The organism is Natranaerobius trueperi (assembly GCF_002216005.1).
Lineage (GTDB): Bacteria > Bacillota > Natranaerobiia > Natranaerobiales > Natranaerobiaceae > Natranaerobius_A > Natranaerobius_A trueperi.
The window spans coordinates 84,532-106,192 of record NZ_NIQC01000001.1 but is presented as its reverse complement, the minus strand read 5'-3'; the positions used below and the strand labels follow the sequence as shown (position 1 = coordinate 106,192).

Annotated in this window: 17 protein-coding genes and 2 pseudogenes; 14 read left to right on the top strand and 5 right to left on the bottom strand. The window is 32.7% G+C overall.

From position 1 onward, the window contains the following. From CDO51_RS00495 to fabZ, 3 genes are read left to right on the top strand one after another with little or no spacing between them, the layout of a single operon-like run. The gene (locus CDO51_RS00495; protein WP_089022342.1) at positions 1–2,295 is read left to right on the top strand and encodes a carboxypeptidase-like regulatory domain-containing protein; all 2,295 of its coding nucleotides are present in this window, start codon (positions 1–3) and stop codon (positions 2,293–2,295) included. Between the two features lie 18 nt (positions 2,296–2,313). Then, positions 2,314–3,930: an MBL fold metallo-hydrolase RNA specificity domain-containing protein gene (locus CDO51_RS00490; RefSeq protein ID WP_089022341.1), complete on the top strand. Its 1,617-nt coding sequence runs from the start codon at positions 2,314–2,316 to the stop codon at positions 3,928–3,930. 2 nt (positions 3,931–3,932) lie between these two features. Beyond that, entirely contained in the window at positions 3,933–4,370 is a 438-nt protein-coding gene (gene fabZ / locus CDO51_RS00485) for a 3-hydroxyacyl-ACP dehydratase FabZ (RefSeq protein ID WP_089022340.1), read from the top strand. Here the strand turns inward: fabZ and dinB are convergent. Continuing rightward, positions 4,345–5,526, bottom strand: coding sequence for a DNA polymerase IV (dinB, locus tag CDO51_RS00480; protein WP_089022339.1), 1,182 nt, complete (start codon positions 5,524–5,526; stop codon positions 4,345–4,347). The genes fabZ and dinB overlap by 26 nt on opposite strands. A gap of 171 nt (positions 5,527–5,697) precedes the next feature. On the opposite strand from dinB, the gene metK reads away from it, so the two are divergent. From metK to CDO51_RS00465, 3 genes are all read left to right on the top strand, one after another. Then, positions 5,698–6,888 carry a methionine adenosyltransferase gene (gene metK / locus CDO51_RS00475; RefSeq protein ID WP_089022338.1) on the top strand — a complete coding sequence of 397 codons (1,191 nt, stop codon included), beginning with the start codon at positions 5,698–5,700 and terminating at the stop codon, positions 6,886–6,888. A 138-nt stretch (positions 6,889–7,026) separates the two neighbouring features. Then, positions 7,027–7,671, top strand: a complete 645-nt coding sequence (locus CDO51_RS00470; protein WP_089022337.1) for a cyclodeaminase/cyclohydrolase family protein — start codon at positions 7,027–7,029, stop codon at positions 7,669–7,671. Continuing rightward, positions 7,661–9,277 carry a putative polysaccharide biosynthesis protein gene (locus CDO51_RS00465; protein ID WP_089022336.1) on the top strand — a complete coding sequence of 539 codons (1,617 nt, stop codon included), beginning with the start codon at positions 7,661–7,663 and terminating at the stop codon, positions 9,275–9,277. Before CDO51_RS00470 ends, CDO51_RS00465 begins: the two co-directional genes overlap by 11 nt. Here the strand turns inward: CDO51_RS00465 and CDO51_RS00460 are convergent. Continuing rightward, positions 9,258–10,145, bottom strand: coding sequence for an N-acetylmuramoyl-L-alanine amidase family protein (locus tag CDO51_RS00460; RefSeq protein ID WP_089022335.1), 888 nt, complete (start codon positions 10,143–10,145; stop codon positions 9,258–9,260). The two genes, CDO51_RS00465 and CDO51_RS00460, sit on opposite strands and share 20 nt — an antisense overlap. A gap of 187 nt (positions 10,146–10,332) precedes the next feature. Here CDO51_RS00460 and CDO51_RS00455 point away from each other — a divergent pair, with 187 nt between their 5' ends. From CDO51_RS00455 to recD2, 8 genes and pseudogenes are all read left to right on the top strand, one after another. Continuing rightward, complete coding sequence (locus tag CDO51_RS00455; protein ID WP_089022334.1) at positions 10,333–11,490, top strand: sensor histidine kinase; 1,158 nt, start codon at positions 10,333–10,335, stop codon at positions 11,488–11,490. A gap of 26 nt (positions 11,491–11,516) precedes the next feature. After that, positions 11,517–12,191 carry a response regulator gene (locus CDO51_RS00450; protein ID WP_089022333.1) on the top strand — a complete coding sequence of 225 codons (675 nt, stop codon included), beginning with the start codon at positions 11,517–11,519 and terminating at the stop codon, positions 12,189–12,191. Positions 12,192–12,282: 91 nt separating this feature from the next. After that, complete coding sequence (locus CDO51_RS00445) at positions 12,283–12,627, top strand: hypothetical protein (protein WP_089022332.1); 345 nt, start codon at positions 12,283–12,285, stop codon at positions 12,625–12,627. Between the two features lie 127 nt (positions 12,628–12,754). Further along, positions 12,755–12,988 (top strand): annotated as a pseudogene (gene tnpA, locus CDO51_RS00440) (IS200/IS605 family transposase); the annotation flags it as partial. Positions 12,989–13,018: 30 nt separating this feature from the next. Beyond that, positions 13,019–13,342 (top strand): hypothetical protein, encoded by a 324-nt coding sequence (locus CDO51_RS00435; RefSeq protein WP_089022331.1) that lies wholly within the window; start codon positions 13,019–13,021, stop codon positions 13,340–13,342. 639 nt (positions 13,343–13,981) lie between these two features. Next, entirely contained in the window at positions 13,982–14,323 is a 342-nt protein-coding gene (locus CDO51_RS00430) for a DUF192 domain-containing protein (RefSeq protein ID WP_089022330.1), read from the top strand. 96 nt (positions 14,324–14,419) lie between these two features. Continuing rightward, on the top strand, positions 14,420–16,174 hold the full coding sequence (locus CDO51_RS00425; protein ID WP_143824645.1) for a diguanylate cyclase: 1,755 nt from the start codon (positions 14,420–14,422) through the stop codon (positions 16,172–16,174). Further along, on the top strand, positions 16,149–18,320 hold the full coding sequence (gene recD2, locus CDO51_RS00420) for an SF1B family DNA helicase RecD2 (protein ID WP_240503443.1): 2,172 nt from the start codon (positions 16,149–16,151) through the stop codon (positions 18,318–18,320). Before CDO51_RS00425 ends, recD2 begins: the two co-directional genes overlap by 26 nt. Positions 18,321–18,350: 30 nt before the next feature. On the opposite strand, the gene CDO51_RS00415 is transcribed toward recD2, so the two are convergent. The 3 genes and pseudogenes from CDO51_RS00415 to larA all read right to left on the bottom strand — a co-directional run bounded on the left by CDO51_RS00415 (position 18,351) and on the right by larA (position 20,870). After that, a complete protein-coding gene (locus CDO51_RS00415) occupies positions 18,351–19,241 on the bottom strand; it encodes a DUF4438 domain-containing protein (RefSeq protein ID WP_089022328.1) in 891 nt (296 codons plus the stop codon). Positions 19,242–19,357: 116 nt separating this feature from the next. Beyond that, a complete protein-coding gene (locus tag CDO51_RS13635) occupies positions 19,358–19,510 on the bottom strand; it encodes a hypothetical protein (protein WP_158212249.1) in 153 nt (50 codons plus the stop codon). Between the two features lie 87 nt (positions 19,511–19,597). Next, positions 19,598–20,870: pseudogene (gene larA, locus CDO51_RS15160) on the bottom strand (nickel-dependent lactate racemase). Positions 20,871–21,661: the final 791 nt, after the last annotated feature.

Below are 21,661 nucleotides of genomic sequence, written 5' to 3'. Positions count from 1 at the left end.
TTGAATTTATTTAAAAACATTGTAACTAATAGAATAAAAAGAGGGCGATTCATATTAGGATTAATAATATTATTATCTTCTTATGTGATAGCGGGTGAGATTTTATATGCATTTTCTGATAATCGACCAGGTTATTCACAGGACTATTATCAAAATATTATAAGGTACTTTCCGATGCAAAGAGCAGATGCATTGTATGGACGAGCACAATTCTTAAAAGGATATGCCATGGATGATACGACATTTGTACTTAATAATAGAAACGGAAGTTTAGGTAATGGAAAATCCCATAAAGATCCTGTTTTAGCAGAAGATAAAGATCCATTAAACGAAGCAAAGAAATTATTTATTGATTTAAAAGAAAGTTTTCCAACTTACAGTAGAGCAGAAAGAGCTTCATATCAATTAGGTAAAATTTATTTATATGAAGGTGAATTAGAAAAAGCAAAAAAATATGCTGAAGAATTTTTAAATACAAGAACTGGTTTTTCGCTTGAGGGCCATTCATTAATGATCCACATTTATTTAGAACTTGATGAACTACAAAAAGCAAAGGATTTGTATTTCGAATCTATTGATCACCCTGAACGAAAACCAATAGATTCACATATTGGAATATTATTAGGTGATAGATTAAGTAACTTAGAAGAGTATGAAATTGCAAATGAAGTATACGAATCAGAGTTAAAATTCTTAGATGACTGGCATGAAAAGTATCAAAAAGAGCGATTAGAGATAGAAGGTAATGATTCTTATCCCGCTGATTTAGATGTTTATCGCTATAAATCTACCCTTCTGCATAGAAAGGCTGGACTTAATAATTTAAGAGAAGATAATGGTGCTACATTAAAAGGTTATGTGGCTTTTGATGGTGAGAAAAAAGCAGGTGTAGATGTTTATTTAGTTAGACCTTATCATAATGTAAGGTCATATGAAATGATCTCAAAGGCACCTAGTACAGTTACAGATGAGTTAGGTGAATTTGAATTTGATAACCTAAGTCCTGGAAGGTATACTGTAGCTGTTTCGAAAGATAAAGATGAGCTAGATGGTTATGTTAAAAAAGAAAGAGATACTTTATTTGTAGAACTTGATGAAAACACTAGTAAAGAACAACCAATTGAGTTTACTAGTATGATTGATACCTCTGAAATTGAAATAACAGATGAAGGTGAGTTTACTTTTGACTGGTCACAAGAAAGAGATGCTTCTTATTATAATTTTGGAATTGGTGAGATATTTAGAAATGAAAAAGATGAACTTTCTTTAATCAGAATAAGGAGTCTGAAAAAAGGAATTACAGATAATGAGTTAAATACAGATCTAAAAGAATTATGGAAACTAGATCCAGGATATTATAGTTGGAGAAATCATATCTCAAAGGGAAGTGTTTTTGGATTACCTTATCCAACAGGAGAGTTCATACCTGTGATATCTGCTTATGATGAAGATGGTAACTTCATCTCAAATAATTTAGGTTATAATATGTACAGTGATGAAGATAGACTAAATATATTTGAAGTTCGTGAAAAATTTATGACAGAAGGTTTTGATTCAGTTAATGAGTTAATTGAAAGTAGAGAGCATATTGATGTCATTAATGAATTAGAAAACTCGTATGAGAATGTTGAGGGGTATGACAAAGAATATCTTTTAGCTCTTTCAAGGATCTATAAATATGGTACTAATCATTACGGTAGAAACCAAAATCTAGACCTGTCCTTAGAGTATCAAGATAAATTACTAGAACTAGTAGATAATGATCAATTAAAATTAAATAAAGCTCAGACCTTCTATTTACAAGGTGATTACAAAAATGCTAAAGAAACAATTTATCAGTTATTAGAAAACGGTTTAGAAGATGAATTTTTAGTTAATGAAGTAAAAGAGTACTTGGCTAAGATTTATTTACTAGAAGGAGAAGTAAATGAAGCATTAGATATCTATAAAGATATTTTAGATAATGCTAAAAACCCAGATGATTTTAAAGATCATAATCTATTAGCAGCTTTAGTTTTATCAAATAGTTATGATGAAATTTATGAATTAGGTTTTCAAGATACTAATATTAGAGATGAATATCTTTATGCTGTAGAGCTGATGACAAATGAACAAGATAGCAAATTCTATAAAGATTATTTCAAACCAGCTATAATTAAACTTATTGAAAGTCAAAAAGGTGATCAAGATAAAATTCGAGATGCAAGAGAAATCATCCAAGAGATGTCCCATGAATATCCTAATAAAAGAGGAGAACTATATTTTCTTGTTAGATTGTATACTGATATAAGTTAAGAGGAGAGGAGTCTTTTCATGAAGGTCACCTTTTTGGGAGCTGCGAAGACAGTAACTGGGTCTAGTTTTTTAATAGAAACTGAGCACAGTAAGTTGTTAGTTGATTGTGGATTGTTTCAAGGTGGAAGGGCTAAGGAAAGAAACGCAAAATCTATTTCTTTTGATTCAAAAGAAATAGATTTTGTATTACTAACTCATGCTCACATTGATCATAGTGGACTGATACCAAAATTAATCAAAGACGGATTTAGAGGAGAAGTTCATGCAACAGAACCAACAGTTGATCTTTGTGGCATTATGCTTCCTGATAGTGGTTATATCCATGAGATGGAAGCAAATTGGAAAAACAGAAAGCGTATGAGAAGTAATAAACCAAAAGTAGAGCCTTTGTATACTGCAGAAGATGCTTATAATAGTTTCGGTCATTTTAGAGAACAAAAATATGAACAGCTAGTTACTTTAACTCCAGAAATAGCGTTTAAGTTTCATGATGCTGGTCATATTTTAGGATCTAGTATTTTAGAGCTATGGATAACAGAGGATGGAAAACAAAATAAATTAGTATTTTCTGGGGATCTAGGTAAACCCAATCAACCGATAATTAAGGACCCATCAATAGTTGAAGAAGCAGATTATCTGTTTTTAGAATCAACTTATGGAACTAGAATACATGAAGATGAAACTACTAGATCAGAAAAACTAGCTCAAGTTATTAATGAGACTATGAAGGCTGAGGGAAATCTAATTATTCCTTCCTTTGCTGTGGGAAGAACTCAAGACCTATTATATACAATTAATAAGCTAATAACAGAAGATAAACTAGAATCTATACCAGATGTTTATATTGATAGTCCCCTTGCTATTTCAGCTACGGAAATTTTTAGACGCCATCCTAGTATGTATGATTTAAAAACACGCAAGTTTATATTAGATGGTGAAAGTCCCTTTGATTCACCATATGTGACATATACTAGAACAGCTGAAGCTTCAAAGGAACTTAATGAACGACAAAAAGGTGCTGTAATTATCTCAGCGAGTGGTATGTGTGAAGCTGGTCGAATAAAGCACCACCTAAAGCATAACCTATGGCGAAGTGAATCTACAGTATTATTTGTTGGTTTTCAGGCTCAAGGTACTCTTGGGAGAAGAATTCTAGATGGAGAAAAAGATGTCCGTATCTTTGGAGAAGAGATAGCTGTAAAGTGTAGAATTGAATCCTTAGATGGTTTTTCTGCTCATGCAGATAGAGATCAGCTTATTGATTGGGTTAATAAATTCGTTGATAAACCAGATAAAATTTTTTTGGTTCATGGTGAAGAAAGTGTTATAAAAGAATTTTCAAAAACTGTTTATGATAATACAGGTATAGAAACTTATATTCCTGAACTAGGTGAAACAGTTTATGTTACAAAAACTGTAGAATCAATACCTAAAGATAACAAAACAACTGTTAAAGAGCGAATAAAGTCATTGTTAGAACAATGGGAGCTAGAGTCATCTTTAATTCAAGAACGATTATTAGCTCTTTATGATATTTGTGAAAGTGAAGTTTCTGAAAAAGAGTTACAAAATATTGAAAAACAAATGCGAACATTAAGGAAAAAACTAAGACAATATAGAAATAGGGAGGAATAACTATGAACAAAACTTGGGATATTGAACAGATAAAAGAAATTATACCTCATCGCTATCCATTTTTATTAGTGGATAAACTTACAGAACTTGTCCCTGGTGAAAAGGCGACAGGTATTAAAAATGTAACTGGAAATGAACATTATCTACAAGGTCACTTTCCAGATCGTCCATTAATGCCAGGAGTATTACAGATAGAAGCAATGGCTCAGGTAGGCGCTTGTGCTCTTATGAGCCTACCTGAAAACCAAGGTAAGCTTGCTGTTTTTGGAGGAGTAGATAAAGTTAAATTTAAACGTCAGGTAGTACCTGGTGATACTTTACAGATCACTGTAGAACTTACTAAAACCAAAGGCAGTATCGGTAAGGGTGAAGGATCAATCTATGTTGGTGATGAATTAGCTGTTAAAGGTGAACTTACTTTTGCTCTTGTTGAGAAGTAATAGTTGTTGCTCTCTTTAAACTACTATCACCAAATTTCTCTCTAACTTGATCAAGGGCAGATTGTAGCTTTTTGTTTTTCCCAGATGGATCTTCTAAAGTGAGTTGAAAATCACTATTAGGTGTTAAATTACTGACAGTTACTCCCAAAAGACGAATTTTTTCACTTTTACCTAGAGATAAATCTTTAACTAAATCTTTTGCATATTCAAAGATATCTTGGTCTTGATCTGTAGCGTTTACAGTTTTTTGTTTGGTCCGGGTTTTAAACTGACTGTTTCTTATTTTTACAGTGACAGTTTTTCCCCGGTATCCTTCTTTTCGTAATCTAGCTCCTACTTGTTCTGAAAATTTAAGTAGAAAAGGGATTAGCTCTCCTCCGGGGGATAAGTCTTTTTCAAAAGTCTTTTCTTGACCTATAGACTTAGGCTCTTCTTCTGGTATTACCTTTCTGTGATCAATTCCTTTAGAGAGCATTAAAAGATCTTTTGTAATAGTTTTATTTTCCACCAAATAATATGGAGATTTTTTTTGGAGATCACCAATGGTATAAAAACCATTTTGCTTTAATATGTTAGTTGTTTTTTCACCTACACCCCATAATTTCTCTACAGGTAAGGGTGCTAAAAATTCCTTTTCTTTACCAGGTGGAATATGAATAAAGCCACTTGGTTTTTTTAGATCGGATGCTACTTTTGAAACAAATTTATTAGTTGCTATACCTACTGAACATGTGAGATGTAATTTCTTTTTTATCTCTTTTTTTATTTGTTTTCCAATGGAAACAGCACTTCCGAAAAGACTTATAGAGCCTGTTACATCTAAAAACGCTTCATCAAGTGATAGTGGTTCAACAAGAGGAGTATAACTATAAAAGATTTCATGAATATTTTTCGATGCCTGTTCGTATTTATATCTATTAGGGGAGAGAAAAACCCCATGAGGACATAATCTTTTGGCACGATAAATCGGCATAGCAGATCTAATTCCATATTTTCTAGCATTGTAACAACAAGTTGATACAACACCGCGTTTGCCACCACCAATTATCACAGGTTTATCTTTTAGTTTCGGATTATCTCTGATTTCAACAGCGGCAAAGAAGGCATCCATGTCTATATGTATTATTTGTCGAGTTTTTTTAGTAGGTGTAGTCATTAGTGTTTCCCCCTTAGGGTATCTCTTATATTATCAGTTTATATAATAATTTATCATTTATCAACATACTTATGGATAAATGATAAGTTAAATTTTTACTACATTGACAGTCAATTTTAGTTTATAATAGAATATTGATAACTTTGTCAGTATAAAGGAGGCGGATTAAACATGACTAGAAAGCTGATAACTTCAGAATCAGTTACTGAAGGTCATCCAGATAAAGTTGCTGATCAGATATCTGATGCAATTTTAGATGCTATTATGGAAAAAGACCCTTCTGCTAGGGTAGCTGCTGAGACCAGTGTAACTACAGGTCTAGTATTAGTAACTGGTGAAATAACTACAAATTGTTATGTAGATATTCCAAAATTGGTTAGAGATACACTTAAAGATATTGGTTATACTCGAGCTAAATATGGGTTTGATGGAGAAACTTGTGCAGTTCTTACATCAATTGATGAACAGTCCCCTGATATAGCTCAAGGGGTTGATGAATCTTTAGAGAAAAGACAAGATGAAATGAATGAACAAGACATCAAAGCCATTGGTGCAGGAGATCAAGGTATGATGTTTGGGTATGCTACTAATGAAACTGAAGAATTTATGCCACTACCCATTTCTCTTGCACATAAGTTAACAAAAAAATTAGCAGAACTTAGAAAGAATAACAAGCTTCCATATCTACGACCTGATGGCAAGAGCCAGGTAACAATAGAGTATAGAGATGGAAAACCATTTCGTATAGATAAAGTAGTTTTATCAACACAACATAGCCCAAATGTAAAACAAGAACAGTTAGAAGAAGAAATTACTGAATTTGTTATCGAAGATACATTACCTAAAGACTTATTAGATGAAGACAGTGAATATTTAGTTAACCCTACTGGTAGGTTTGTGGTCGGAGGACCTCAAGGAGATGCAGGAGCTACAGGTAGAAAAATCATGGTAGATACATATGGTGGGATTTCTCGTCATGGTGGTGGAGCTTTTTCAGGTAAGGATGCAACTAAAGTTGATAGATCAGCAGCATATGCGGCACGATATATAGCAAAAAATGTAGTTGCAGCAGGACTTTCTGATAAGTGTGAAGTTCAAATTGCTTATGCTATTGGAGTAGCTAATCCTGTTAGTGTAATGGTTGAGACCTTTGGAACAGGTAAAATTTCTGAAGAAAAGATAGAAGAACTAGTTACAAAACATTTTGATTTAAGACCAGCTGCTATAATTAGAGACCTTGGGCTACAAAGTCCAATCTATAGACAAATTGCTTGTTATGGACATATGGGTAGGATAGATCTAGATTTACCTTGGGAAAAAACAGATAAAGCCTCTAGCTTAAAAGAAGAAGCGGGATTGTAAAAGAAAACGGGTTCAGGTATAATCTGAACCCGTTTTTTTAAAAAATAAGTTATTAGTTGGACTTTTTTACCATAGATATAAGAATAGTGAAGAGTAGATTATCCCCTATTTATATTTTTTAGAGGGTGGGTGAGGTTAATGAAGTTTTTAACAAGTTCTATTGAAGAGTACATTGATTTACTTGCTTCAAGTAAATTAACTCCTAGTGGTGGTAGTTCACTTGCTGTAACAGGGGCCCTTGGTAGTAGCCTTGTGATTATGTACTGTGATATCTCATTAAAAAAAGTATCAGACTCTGGTTATATAGAACTATTAGAAGAAGGTAGGGAGAAAGCAGTATTAATAAAAAAAGATTTTGAACACTTTATAGAAAGAGATGCTTATGTAGTGCGTGAATATTTAGGTACAAACTCAAAAGATAAAAAAGAAAAAACAGGTCAAGAAAAATCAGGCCAATTAAGGACAAGTGAAGATATAGCAAAAGAATTAACTCTAATACCTCTTTTAACAGCACAAAGAGCAAGGGAAGTCTTAAGATTAATTCTAAGTCTTCAAAAAAATGGACATCCGGCTGTAGAGGGTGATTTATTAGCAGGTGCTTATCAAGCTTCTGGAGCTATCTTTGGTAGCCTTACAAATGTGAATGAAAATTTAAAAAATATATCTAATAAAACTTTTTGTACAATGATCGGTAATGAAGCTGAGAGGATTGAGAAAACTAGCCGGGACCTGATACAAAAAATAGAACATATTCACCATAGAGTGGCCGTTTATGATGGCTGAAGGCCTTTTTAGAGGTGCCTTTGTTTTAATGATAGCGGGGATCTTAAGTAAGCTGATGGGTGCTTTATATCGTATTCCTTTATCAAGAATAATAGGAGCCGAGGGGATGGGCCTTTATGAGATGGCTTATCCAATTTATAGTTTACTTTTAATTATGGCAGTGTCTGGTGTACCGATTGCTGTTAGTAAAATGGTTTCTGAACAGCTAGCCACTGAAAAAAACCAAGAAAGTTATCGCGTCTTTATTGTTGCTTTATTATTTTTACTTATTACCGGAAGTTTTTTTTCATGGCTAATGTATTATTTAGCTGAACCTATTAGTTTTCAAGTACTTGGGGATCCCCGGGTAGTATATTCATTACGAGCTATATCCCCGGCTATTTTAATTGTTTCATTAATGGCAGCATTTCGCGGATATTTTCAAGGTATGAAATTGATGACACCAACAGCTATATCACAGGTTATAGAACAATTTGTACGAGTAACAACTATGCTTATTCTCGCTTATATTCTAATTGATAGAGGTGTATCTTATGGTGCTGCAGGGGCAACTTTTGGAGCAGTAACTGGAGCTTTAGGTGGTTTGTTTGCTGTAATTTTACTAATGTTTTTTTACAGAAAACGCCACTTTTTTAGTTTTAGAGGGTTATTTAAAGCATTATTATCTACAGTTAATCTCTATAAATCACTTCCGCTTATCGGGCGTCTTTTGACTATAGCTATTCCAGTATCTCTCGGGGCACTTGTAATACCTATTATGCAAACTATTGATGCAATCATTATTCCTCAAAGGCTACAATTTGCAGGATTTGAAGAAGCTGAAGCTACACATTTATATGGGTTGTTATCAGGGATGGCTCTAAGACTTGTTAGTATACCATCTACCTTCTCACTTGCACTAGGAACAACTTTAGTGCCTGCATTATCCGAAAGTAATGTATTAGCAGGTAAAAGAAGAGTAAACTATCAATTATTAAAAGCCTTAAGATTAAACTTTATATTAGTTATCCCTGCAGCGATAGGACTTTTTATTATGGCTCCACGGTTAACGTTACTGCTGTTTGATTATAAAGAAGCAGGAGAACCGTTAAGGTATTTAGCCTTTGGAACAATATTTTTATCACTTCAACAGGTAACGGCCTATGCACTACAAGGACTTGGTTTAACACCTTACCCTGTAAAAAACCTGTGTTACGGTGCATTAATAAATATTTTAATAAATTATCACTTAACAGCTATTCCAGAGATAAATATAATAGGTGGGGCAATTGGTACATGTTCTGGATTTTTTGTTGCTTCAGTTTTTAATATTAGAGATCTAAGACGACACGGTAAAGTAGGGATGGGGTTAGTTTCTATAATTAAAAAACCAATTTTTGCATCTGTATTAATGGGTGGGATAATTTATTATTTTCAACCAATTATAGATAATATAATAGCTCATACTAATATATCAACAATATTTGGGGTTTGTTTAGGAATGATGAGTTATTGTGCTATTATGATTGGTATCCGAGGTATTACTGATAAAGATCTAGAAAGTATACCTAAAATAGGTCCACAATTATCTAATGTTGTCTTAAAGATTAGGTGGTGGAGTAGTTAAATATATCTTTAATACCATTAAATAATCCTTGGACCATAATATCTCTAAAACCATCATCTCTCATCCAACCTTCTTCTAATCTACTTGTAATATTTAATATTTCAACCCGTATGCTTTTATCTGGCAGTGTTTTTAAAAGTGATACATTTGTCTTAAAGATCCCTCCATTTGGAAAGATCAGTTTTTTGTATAATGCTTTTTGCATGATATTAGCAATTTTTTTACCTTGGCTTGAAGTTTTAAAAAAGCCAGTTCTAGATCCAATAACTTTACCTTTTACATCATTTCCAGTGTGTAAAGAGATCATCAAATCTGGATTAATGGATGTAATTTTATTTTGTTTTTTTCTAGTTGGTAGAGGATCTTTATCAGATGTTCTAAGTAATGTAACATATGCTTGATATTTTTCTAACAGTTCTTTAGATCTATAAGCTAAATCAAGGGTTACCTCTTTTTCTAATAAAGAAGTAGGGCTTATACTTCCATAGTCAGACCCACCATGGGAAGGGTCTATAACAATATGTTTGTTCTTTAATAAATTAACTAATGGGGTTCTATCAAAATATAATTTTACTTGTTCAGGACACTTCCCAATCGTTTTATAATCTATATTTGTTGGATGGGTAAGTGTTACATAAAGCTCTATGTGATCTTTATTTTGAGAAAGTTCTACATTATCTACGAGTCCATCTAAGGGGAAGATAGATGTAGGTGGGAAGTTTAGAGAAGCATTTTGAAAGGTTATATTATACCTTAATGAGTCTAATCTAGAGACTTCAAAATTAGTTAGATCAGGATAAAAATCCACTCCAACAATTGAGTTGTTTGGATGACTTACACTTGACCATAAATTTGTCACTAATACCATTATATCACCACCTTTTTTTGCGTCTAATATTTTATGCAAAATTATCTATAATTGTTAATAATTAAAGAAACTAAAATAATGTGAAGGACTTTTACCAATCATTGTAGAAAAAATACTAAAATATACGATAAATTTTGACATAATTCTTCCTTTAGATGAACTACAGTAAGAACTTGGGGGCTCTATTATGAATAAAAAAAAAGAGGATAAGCTAGATATAACACAAATTGATAAGATTTTAGAAAAAACCATCGAAAGTATAGAACAAGGAAAAACAGAAATTTTCGATATTGCTGAAACTGCTAGAAGTGAATATGAACAGTTGAAAAATGAACTAACAGATATTAAAAAACAGACTGCTGAACTTATTGATGAAGTAGATAATCTAGAAAAAAGAAGTCATTTTTCTAGAATTCGATTAGCTGAGGTTAGTAAAAACTTTAATACATATTCAGAAAAAGATATCAAACAAGCATATGAACAAGCTTCAGAACTTAGGGCTAGGTTAACTATCATGAAGGAACGAGAACAACAAATGAAAAGGTTGCGTGACAATACTGAAAGAAGGTTAAAAAACCTTGAAAATACTGTCAATAAAGCAGAAAACATTATGAATCAAATGGGAGCTATTGAATCTTATTTGTCTCAAGGGCTTGGGGGACTACAAGAGACTATTGATGAGTTAGAACAAAGAAAAACTACAGGTTTAAGAATTATTAGAGCACAAGAAGAAGAAAGAAGAAGAGTAGCTAGAGAGATTCATGATGGACCAGCCCAGAGCTTAGCTAACATGGTACTTAGGACAGAATATTGTGAAAAACTTTTAGATTCAAATAACCAAGTTGATAAAATAAGAGATGAATTAATAGACTTAAAGGAACAAGTAAGGTTAAATTTAAAAGATGTAAGAAAAATTATCTTTGATCTACGTCCAATGACATTAGATGATTTAGGGTTAGTCCCAGCTATTCGTAGACTAATACAAGGTGTAGAAGAAGATATTAATATAGAGGGAGAACTAAAAGTTTTTGGAGAAGAAGCCCGTCTTGAAAGAGACCTAGAAATAGCTCTTTTTAGAACCATACAAGAGGCTTTAAATAATATAAAAAAACACTCTAAAGCTAAAAGATTTTGGGTAAAAGTAGAATTTAGAGAGGATTTAATACAGATGAATATTAGAGATGATGGGACAGGCTTTGAAATAAATGAAGTTAGTAAAGATAATCAATTTGGATTATCAAATATGAAAGAAAGAGTAACTAGTCTCGAAGGAGATATTAAGATAAATTCTAAGCCAAAGGAAGGTACTATAATATCTATAAAGGTTCCGATTTCCGGTATGTAAACTACGGAAGTAGGGGGAGGAAAAATATGAGCAATAATACTATAAGAATTTTGTTAGCAGATGATCATGCTTTGTTTAGACAAGGATTAAAAAAAATACTTGAGTTAGAAGATGATATGGCTGTTTGTGGTGAGGCACAGAATGGTGAAGAGGTCATAGATAAAGTGAAGTTATTAACTCCAACTGTGGTCCTTATGGACATAAACATGCCTTTATTGAATGGAGTTGAGGCTACAAGAGAGATTAAAGAAATTCATCCAGATATAATGATCATAGCTTTAACTATACATGAAGAGGAAGAATACTTATTTGAGATAGTAAAAGAAGGTGCAGCTGGCTTTTTACTAAAAGATGTAGAAACTTCAACATTAGTACAAGCTATTAGGGAAGCTTCAAAGGGTAATTGTTTTATACAACCTACGATCACTCGTAAGCTTTTAAATGAATTTAATAGACTATCAAAACAATCAGCTAAAGTTATTAAAACAGATGAAATAGATTTGTATGAACTTACTATTAGAGAAAAAGAAATATTAGAATTAATGACCCAAGGTTTTACTAATAAAGAGATCTCAAAGGAATTATACATATCAGAAAAAACAGTTAAGAATCATGTTTCAAATATACTTAGAAAATTAGAGGTATCTGACAGAACTCAAGCAGTTATATTTGCTTTAAAACATGGGATTGTGCAATTATAATATACCTAATTTAATATCACCCTTAAAAGTTAAGGACATATAATGAAATATCAATTCATAGATATGTTCGAAGCTTTTGGGGGTGTTTTTAATGCTTGATTTTATTATATGGTTTTTAGCTGCCTATGGGTTATTTAACCTAATAGTAACCATTTGGGAAGAAATCTCTAATAGAAGAAAATGGACGTTTGTGGCTTTTGTCAATGATCCCAAGAAAGCTGAAGCAGAACTAAGGTCATTCTTAGCTGAACTACCTGCATATAAGACAGTACCGACTCAGATTATATTAATTTTTAAAGAAGCAGATGCTTCTTTAAAACCTCGTTTACAAAGAGAATTCCCTAATATTAAAGTAGAAGAATATATTGGTGAAAAAACACTTGAAGAGGTCTTTGGTAAAGAAGATCCAGGGAGAGTAGTAGTTCTTGATTGCTAGGACAATATACTAACAATTACTAATTATAGATATGACTAAAGATTACTTAGGTTTTATTTACAGTATTAGGGCTTTCATCCCACGCTTTCAATCGTGGGATGAAAGCCTATTTTTTTAATAAAGTACAATCGAGTGTGAAACAGACCATACGCATATATTTTTAAATGCTCTACCACAAATAAGTCCATCTCAAATTATGGCGAAGATAAAAGGAGTGAGTTCAAGAAAGATTCGCCAAGAGTTTAAACATTTAAATCACATGCCAAGCTTATGGACACGTTCTTTTTTCGTATCAACAGCAGGGAATGTATCAAGTGACACAATCAAAAAGTATGTTGAAGAACAGAAAACAAGGGGGTGACCTAATGAAGAAACAGTAAAAATAAAACTAGTGCCGACTAAAAACCAAGAAAAACATCTGACCAATATTTCAAAAGAATATATTAAAACTATCAATACTTTGGTATCTAAAATGGTACAAGAAGAACAAGCATTAAAGCTGTCGTCAAAAGATGTTCAAGCATCTATGCCAAGTGCAGTAAAAAATCAATCTATTCGTGAAGCAAAAAGTGTCTACCGCAGATCCAAGAAGATAAAAAGAGTACCAGTCTTAAAAAAGCCCGTCTGTATATGGAACAACCAAAACTATAGGATAAAAGAAAACACGATTGAATTTCCATGTACATCAATGGAAAATCAAAACGGATTGCTGTAAAAGCTATTTTAACAGAGTACCAACAGAATCTATTAAAAAACAAATTAGGGACACTTCGCATCACAAAAAAATCAAATAAATGGATCGCCCAAGTATGTGTAACAAATAAAAGCCAGTAATTCAAAGAGCAAACATTTTAACGAAAACATCATTAAAAAGAAAATTGAGTACTATGAAGCTAAAATTGATGAATATATCAATGAGTTCCTAGAAACTCCAGAGATAATTAACCCAAAAATATAAAGTCTTTCAACATGGTGAAGTTTACGACTCTCGCTTGATGGCGGGAGTCTTTTTATAACTCAATATTTTTATCCCCAAAAGCCCCTATAGTTGTAATGCTTATAAGTTCACTTATAAGCATGTTAGTAGTTGCTGTGACAAGTTAGGTTATAGGAGCTTATTTAATTATCGAACTAGTAGATAGATCTGTATAAGACAATTAGCTGTTGCAAGTAGCTTACCCCAAGACCTAAAAGAGATTAACTTACATATATTAATGAAAACTAGACTTCTTAAATTTACTCAGTATACGACGGGGAGATTAAAGACCGGCCACTAAACATATTAACAATAACTATTACTACCTTGTTGAATGAGATTTGTGTTGGTATAATAAATATAAAGGAGAGTCGCTTCATGCTAATAGTAGAGAACAAAAATATTATATTAGCAAAGCATGTCATAACTTTCGATACCTTTATCAAAAGATTAATTGGCCTCATGGGAAAGACTCATCTTTCTTCCTATGAGGCTTTGGTTATTGATCAATGCTCTCAAGTTCATACAATGTTTGTATTTTTTAAACTAGATCTGATATTCATAGATAACGATAATAGAATAATAGAAATAGTAAATGAATTAAAGCCTTTTTCACTTTCTCCTAAAGTCAAAAATGCGTCTAAGGTGATAGAGTTAACAGGAGGTAAACTAAGTCAATTTGATATACAAAAAGGAGATAGACTGAATGTAATAAGATAGAGGAAATATAAAAAAATGTAAAATAATGAAGGGTTTTATAGTTTAATATATAATTTATTTAATAATGTATTACGTTTGTTTTTTTGAAATTTGGAGGTGGGTAAGATTAAGCAACAACGGATTGAACTTTTGTTTTCCACCTGTGTTTTTTTCTTTTTATTATCTGTAACTATTTTACATGCTGATAGTAGTTTATTTTTAACTACTGAGTTTATAGTATTTTTACTGTTAGCAGTTTTAATAGAACATATTTATATTCCCAACAAAAAAGTAACCTTATCATTAAATTTTGCACTAGTCTTTGCCGCTCTTATGATTATAGGATTTTACCCTGCCATGTGGATTTCAATATTAAGTATTACCTTTTACAAATTAATCTTTGCTAATTTTGAAATAACTAGAGCAATCTTCAATGGTGCTATGTTTGGTACAATGGCTTATATTGCGGGGTCCACATATATAGCTTTTGGAGGTAGTACAGGAAGTTTAGTACTTCTTGAGTTAGTTCCAGTTATAGCATATATTTTAGTAAGCATTTTAGTTAACCATATTATAGCTACTTGGTATATTTGTGGAGTTATTAAAAAAGCTGATTACACATTAACTGATGTATTGTATAATTTCGGATGGGACCTACTGACTTATGTAGTTAGTCTTCCAATAGGTTTATTGATGGTTTTTCTATATTCTCATATTGATATTTTAGGGATAATTATTATGGTTATAACTTTAGCAGTAAATAGTTATATTTTTAGACTTTATAAAAAGTTAGAACTTTTTCATAAGGAGCTTCATTCACTACAGAAAACGTCTATTAATTTAATTGAGAGTATGGAGCTTGATGATGTATTAAAATCAATAACAGAGTCATGTGAAACCTTATTTGAAACTAAACGTTGTGCTATTTGGATGTATCAAAATGAAAGGTTAGAACTAACATTAATAGATGGAAGTTCCCCTGAGAAGAATCACTTTTTAAATGAAGGAGAGGGAATTGTAGGAAAAGCAGTACAATCTAAGTCTCCTATTTTAGTTGAAAATATTTTTAGTCAAGAATGGCAAGAAGATAGTTTAATAGAAGGTGTATACCAAGAACAACCTTCAGCTATAGCTGTTCCATTAACATTTTATAATCAAGTTATAGGTGCTATTTCACTATCAAGAGATGGTATTAGTGATACTTTAGAAAGAGAAGAATTATCACAATTAATAGATATATTTAGTGCCCAAGCAGCTTCTGCTCTTTCTAATGCACTACATCATCAACAAATTGAAAATCAAGCTATTACTGATGAAAAGACCAACCTATATAATTATAGATCATTTTATAGCCAATTAGATGATAAAATGAAAAAGCATCCAGAACAGCCACTCACTATCTTGATGATAGATATTGATGACTTTAAACAGTATAATGATAGATTCGGTCATCCGGCTGGTGATAAAGTATTAGCACAAGTTGCAAACCTATTAAAAGAAAATATTAGAGAAAATGATATTGCAGCTAGATATGGTGGGGAAGAGTTTACAATTATTCTGTGTGGAACTAGGGGTGTTGAGGCAGAAAAAGTTGCAGAACGAATTAGAAGCGCTATAGCAAACTATCCGTTTCCTGGTGATCAAAAAACGCCAAGAGTTAAACTCACAGTAAGCATTGGAGTAGGAGAGTACCCAAAAGACGGAGATAATGCAATAGATATTATAAGAAAAGCTGATCAAGCACTTTATTTAGGATCAAAAGAAAGAGGTAAAAACCGTTTTTCAAAATTTATTAAAACTACCAGTTACGATAATATAGTTGATTTCCCCAAAGGGGTGGATAATAATGACTCAGGTAGAGGGTGTGATTAAACGGATCACTTATCATAATTCGGAAAATTTCTTTACAGTGGCAAAGCTAGTAACTGATGATAGTAAACAAGAGCTAACAATTGTAGGAAATATGCCACATTTAACTCCTGGTGAACGTGTATCTTTACAAGGAGAGTATACTACACATAAAAAGTTCGGACGTCAGTTTCAAGTTGATAGTTACGAGATAAAACTACCTGTGACTGTAGATGGACTTGTAAAGTTTCTTAGCTCTGGTTTTATAAAAGGAATAGGACCTAAAACAGCAGATAGTCTTGTTAAACATTTTGGAAAAGAAGTACTAGATATTATAGAAAAAGAGCCAGAGCGCTTAAAAGAAATTTCTGGTATAGGTGAAGAGAAAGCGAAACAAATTTATTCAGGCTATATAGAACATCAACAGATAAAAGATATCATGGTATTTTTACAAGGATTTGGAGTTAGTCCTGGGTATGCTTTAAAGATATATCGAAAATTTGGTGAACAAACTATCCAAAAGGTTTCAGAAAATCCTTACTCTCTTGCTAGAGATGTATTTGGTATTGGTTTTAAAACAGCTGATCAGATAGCACAAAAGATGGGAGTTTCTAAGGAGTCAAAAGAGAGAACTAAAGCAGCTGTGATCTATCTTTTAGAAGAAGGAACTCAAGATGGAAACACTTATCTTGAACGAGAACAACTTATAAAAGAAATGAAAGAGTTAGAGGTTATACCACAAGACATAAAAAAAATCTTACAAGAGTTAGTGGATGAAAAAGAAATAGTAGTTGAAGATATTCCAGAACTTGGGCAATTAATATATTCTTCACCATTCTTTTTCGCTGAACAAGGAGTTGCTAATAGATTAAAAAAAATTAAAGAAGGAATCAACCAAGAACTAGTTACTAAACTCGATAAAGAAGTAGAAAATTATCATAATAGACAGGACCTTACCCTGTCACCTGAACAACAAGAAGTTTTAAAAAGAGTACCAAAGACTGGTTTAATGATAGTTACAGGCGGCCCTGGTACAGGTAAAACCACTGTAATAAACTGTCTAGTAGATATATTTGAACGAGCAGGTCATAAAGTAATGTTATCAGCTCCTACAGGAAGAGCTGCAAAGCGTATGAGTGAAGCCACTCAAAGTGAAGCAAAAACTATTCATAGGCTTTTAGAATTTTCTCATAGTAAAGGTGAAGGCAGTGGTTTTCAAAGAAATCAAGATAGACCATTACAATGTGATTTATTAATAGTTGATGAAGCATCAATGATAGATACATTACTTATGAATAATCTATTAAAAGCAGTAGCTCCTGGGACTCGATTGATATTAGTTGGTGATATTGATCAGTTACCATCTGTTGGGGCTGGTAATGTATTAAATGATATAATTGCATCAAAGCGTATACCTGTTGTTAGGTTACGAACTGTTTTTAGACAAGCTAAAGAAAGTATGGTTGTTGTTAATGCTCATAGAATTAATCAAGGTGAATTTCCTATTTTGAATAAAAAGGGAAAAGACTTTTTCTTTTTGCCTCGTGAGGACCCAGAAGAAGTTGTCAAAACAATTATTTCACTTTGTGCAAAAAGACTTCCTAAATACAATGATTATAACCCAAGAGATGATATACAAGTACTAGCACCTATGAGAAAGACTGTAACTGGAGTAGAAAATTTGAATCATTCACTTCATAATGTATTAAACCCAACTAAAAAAGATAAACCAGAACTTACCTTTGGAGGAAGATCTTTTAGACTTGGTGATAAAGTAATGCAAATAAAGAATGACTATGAAAAGGATATTTTTAATGGTGATACAGGAGTAATCGTAGCTATTGATTCTGAAGAAGGAAGTGTTCGGGTAGATTTTGGTCATTCTAAAGGGGTTAGCTATGAAGGACGAGAACTTGATGCATTAGTTCATGCATATGCTATTAGTGTTCATAAAAGTCAGGGAAGTGAATATCCTGTTGTAGTAATACCTGTTACGACACAGCATTATATAATGCTTCAAAGAAATTTACTTTATACAGCTATTACTAGAGCTAAATCTTTAGTTGTATTAGTTGGTACTAAAAAAGCATTAGGTATTTCTATATCGAATAATAAAATAAATGAACGAAACTCATTACTTGAGTATAGGATAAGAGCCCTTGAAGTATAAAATACCTGCCTGTAAAGGCAGGTATTTTATTTAGTCTTTCTTCTCTTTATTTTCTTGTTCTAATTTATCTAATTCTAGATATTCAACTAAGTTTGCATTATCGTCTTGTTTTCCAGTAATAATTGGTTTTTTACTAGTAAATAAAGTTGTTACACCAGGGCCGTGTCCTGTAACAACACAGTCACTGTGAATTACTACACCAACTGATCTAGCACCTTTTAAATAACCTCTACCATATTCATTATCACAGTCTTCTAAAAGAACTAAATCACCTAATTTAAGGTCTTTTAGATTATGTTTTTCAAAAGCCTCTTTATCTTGGGTCATGATATCATAATCCCCTCTATGAGTGGTTGGAGCACCAATACCTGAACCCATAAGGTAAGGTGGAATAGTAGTTTTAACTGGTACTTCAATTCCTTCAGATGTTTCTTTAATAGGTAGTTTTTCAAATAGATCAGGGTCAAGGTTTTTAACAATTACATCTGGATGATCAGTTAGTCTTAACCCCGTTCCATAACTTTTGATAGTAATTTTGTCATCAATAGCTAATTTGTCTAAAGTATCTTCATCAAAGTGAACAAGTACATGCTCAATTCCACCATGCTTTCCGGTAACTACTCCTTTTCTTCCTTTAGCTGCTCCACTAATGACAACAGCTTCATTTCCTACACAAGCAAAGGTTTGAAGTCCACTATTGTCTTGTTCTTCTTTTAATTTGATACTAACACCAGGCTCGACGTGGTCTGCTACCCAGCCGATTGCAGGACTACCTACATTTACGTTATAAGTAATACCACCTACACCCGGAAGAGTGTCAGCCCATCCTTCATTATTAATTCTGTAAGGTCCTGTTTTTGGAGGTGCTATGTTACCCTGGACACCTAATTTAACCAGGTTATCTCTGTTTGTTTTTATCATAATACTTCCCTCCTAAATTTGTTATTCTCTTAAAAATATTCGTTAATTGCTTGTCAAATCCTTCTAAATTTAAAAAAAGACTGACCACAAAGTAAAGTGATCAGCCTTATAATACTTTAATTATTTTTTGCATTTTTTAATATTCCATGCGCTTCTTTTAATAGTAATATGGCCAGTTGTTGTTTTAACGTTAAAGCAGTTTCAAGAACATAAAGGTCATAAGGATTTATTTTTGAATCTCGCCATCTCTGATTAGCGAGCCTTTTCATCTACCTCAACAGAGTCGGTATCAGGTATGTTTTACACAAACAAAAGATTTCATCATTTCTCCTCGCCTAGAAGTTAATATAGTATATCTATTTTACAATGACGGAAACTCCGTCTGGTATTACGGTTACGCTAGCATCTTTGCCTTTTAATTCTAAAGCTTTTTCGAAAGCTGTTCTAAATGTAAATGCGTGATTTATATGCATATTCTCATCATTTCTTTATCACACTGATCTGTGACAATAAAAACTTCGAATTTTTCCAAAATCCTTGCTAAAATTTGAAATTCCCATTGGTCAGGTAAAGTTTGGTCACTGGGTATCTTAAGAACTTTCTCAGTTACTTCTTTTGGATGTTTTGCCTCTGCCATATGTTTGTAAAATGATTCGCCACCATGGCCATCATTGCAAGCAGATAATATTATTATAACTCCATCCTTTCTACAAGTTGCTTCTGCTGCAGTTAGACCTTTTACAGTTTGATAGATATTTTGGTCTAGAGGATAGCCTCCATTAGAGGTTACTACAATGTCAGCCGGAGTCTTTTCTACAACTGCCAAATTAGTAACAAACTCACAACCCGTTTCATGGGCAGTTTGGGGATGACCTGCAAAAGCGTTTATAATCTGTTCGTTTTCATCGATAACTACGTTTAGTATAAAAGATAATTTCGCTTGTTGTGATGCAAATACCATATCTTTATGGATAGGGTTATTTACAAGCTTTCCTGTTCGTGCGTTGGGATCTGCTATAAATTTAGAGCAATGGTTAGCTAACACAGTCTTCTTTCCAGCTACTCCTGGTAATACACTCTTTCTTCCGACAGAAAATCCAGCAAAAAAATGTGGCTCTATAAATCCTTCTGAAATTAAAAGTTCTGTTTCCACAACTAACCTGTTAACCATAAGTCACCACCTGATGGAAGTGTTCCTACAAAATGAAGATCTTCGTTATTCCAGCTAATATGATTTACTATCCTTTCATTTTCCACAATTTCCTTGCCAAACTTATCAATCATCTCTTCCTTTGTAGTGCCTCGATGATAACCTGTTGCTATCAAAATAGTAATATCGATATCGGAATTTGCTTTTCTTATTCTCTTTAACAAAATAGGAAGGGTAATTTTACTTGGTACTGGTCGTGTATGGTCACTAGTTATAATTACCATGTTGTTTTTGTCCTTAACCATCTCTTCTAGAGTTTTCGTACCTATCGGTGTGTCTAGCGCTTGGTTGACCAGCTCCTTTTCAGAACCACTGGTTTCATAGTTATGTGCTTTAGAAACTAATTCCTTTTGGAAATTCTTATCCGGAATCTCTGCCTTTACAAAGGATTTTGAGTAAGGAATTCTTACTATGGCCATTTTATTCCTCCTCTTTAATTGTTATTTTTCAGGGGTCTGACCAATTTAATTATCAAGTAACCTTCATGCTGTATTGTCAATATTTTTATTTTAGTTTTCAAAGTTTCAAGACCAAAATGTTGGATAGTGAACAACATATTTTCGAATATAATATAATTTATTAATGAGCAAATACTTTCCACCTTGTCTGTTATGGTTATTTATAGAAGGAAAGGAAAACCCCTCTTAGATCACGTAATATAAAGTGAAGGAGGCCATTAGGGGAAAGATCAAAACTTCCAAGTGAGTGTGACTGCTTTTAAAAAACATCTTTTCCGGGTACCATAATTAGCAGTTACGGACTATAGTGAAGTTGTGCCTCGAGCACTGATGCTAGAAGGCTTACCATTACTACTAAAATCAATCACCTAAAGGAGGTATTAAGATGTATTTTGGTGGGATTGATTGGGCCGATACTAAACATGGTATCCTAGTTATGAGTGGCTATGGTTATAAACTAAATAACTAAGACAGTAATTTAAAACCACTTTCAATACTGTTTTCCTTGGAAAAAAGATTCACAACTGAGATACTAGAGTTTATACTGAAGGTGAGGTGAATAGCGTTGCTTTAGTAGCGGAAAATGATACAGATGAACAAATCGAGGAAATTCGTAAGGTAGTTACAGAGCTTGTATTAAATAAAGATGATGAAGTTAATTGATGTAGATCAGACAAACATTCCACAACTTACATTAAATCACCTTTACATAGAGAATCTTAAGTTATGGTCACCTAAAAGGATATATTAAT

Bases quoted from the DNA above. Each gene is read 5' to 3' on its own strand.
- CDO51_RS00455 (WP_089022334.1), top strand. From the start codon at position 10,333: ATGAATAAAAAAAAAGAGGATAAGCTAGATATAACACAAATTGATAAG.
- CDO51_RS00430 (WP_089022330.1), top strand. From the start codon at position 13,982: ATGCTAATAGTAGAGAACAAAAATATTATATTAGCAAAGCATGTCATA.
- CDO51_RS00415 (WP_089022328.1), bottom strand. From the start codon at position 19,241: ATGATAAAAACAAACAGAGATAACCTGGTTAAATTAGGTGTCCAGGGT.
- CDO51_RS13635 (WP_158212249.1), bottom strand. From the start codon at position 19,510: ATGAAAAGGCTCGCTAATCAGAGATGGCGAGATTCAAAAATAAATCCT.
- CDO51_RS00460 (WP_089022335.1), bottom strand. From the start codon at position 10,145: ATGGTATTAGTGACAAATTTATGGTCAAGTGTAAGTCATCCAAACAAC.
- CDO51_RS00445 (WP_089022332.1), top strand. From the start codon at position 12,283: ATGCTTGATTTTATTATATGGTTTTTAGCTGCCTATGGGTTATTTAAC.
- CDO51_RS00490 (WP_089022341.1), top strand. From the start codon at position 2,314: ATGAAGGTCACCTTTTTGGGAGCTGCGAAGACAGTAACTGGGTCTAGT.
- CDO51_RS00465 (WP_089022336.1), top strand. From the start codon at position 7,661: ATGATGGCTGAAGGCCTTTTTAGAGGTGCCTTTGTTTTAATGATAGCG.
- recD2 (WP_240503443.1), top strand. From the start codon at position 16,149: ATGACTCAGGTAGAGGGTGTGATTAAACGGATCACTTATCATAATTCG.
- fabZ (WP_089022340.1), top strand. From the start codon at position 3,933: ATGAACAAAACTTGGGATATTGAACAGATAAAAGAAATTATACCTCAT.
- metK (WP_089022338.1), top strand. From the start codon at position 5,698: ATGACTAGAAAGCTGATAACTTCAGAATCAGTTACTGAAGGTCATCCA.
- CDO51_RS00470 (WP_089022337.1), top strand. From the start codon at position 7,027: ATGAAGTTTTTAACAAGTTCTATTGAAGAGTACATTGATTTACTTGCT.
- CDO51_RS00450 (WP_089022333.1), top strand. From the start codon at position 11,517: ATGAGCAATAATACTATAAGAATTTTGTTAGCAGATGATCATGCTTTG.
- dinB (WP_089022339.1), bottom strand. From the start codon at position 5,526: ATGACTACACCTACTAAAAAAACTCGACAAATAATACATATAGACATG.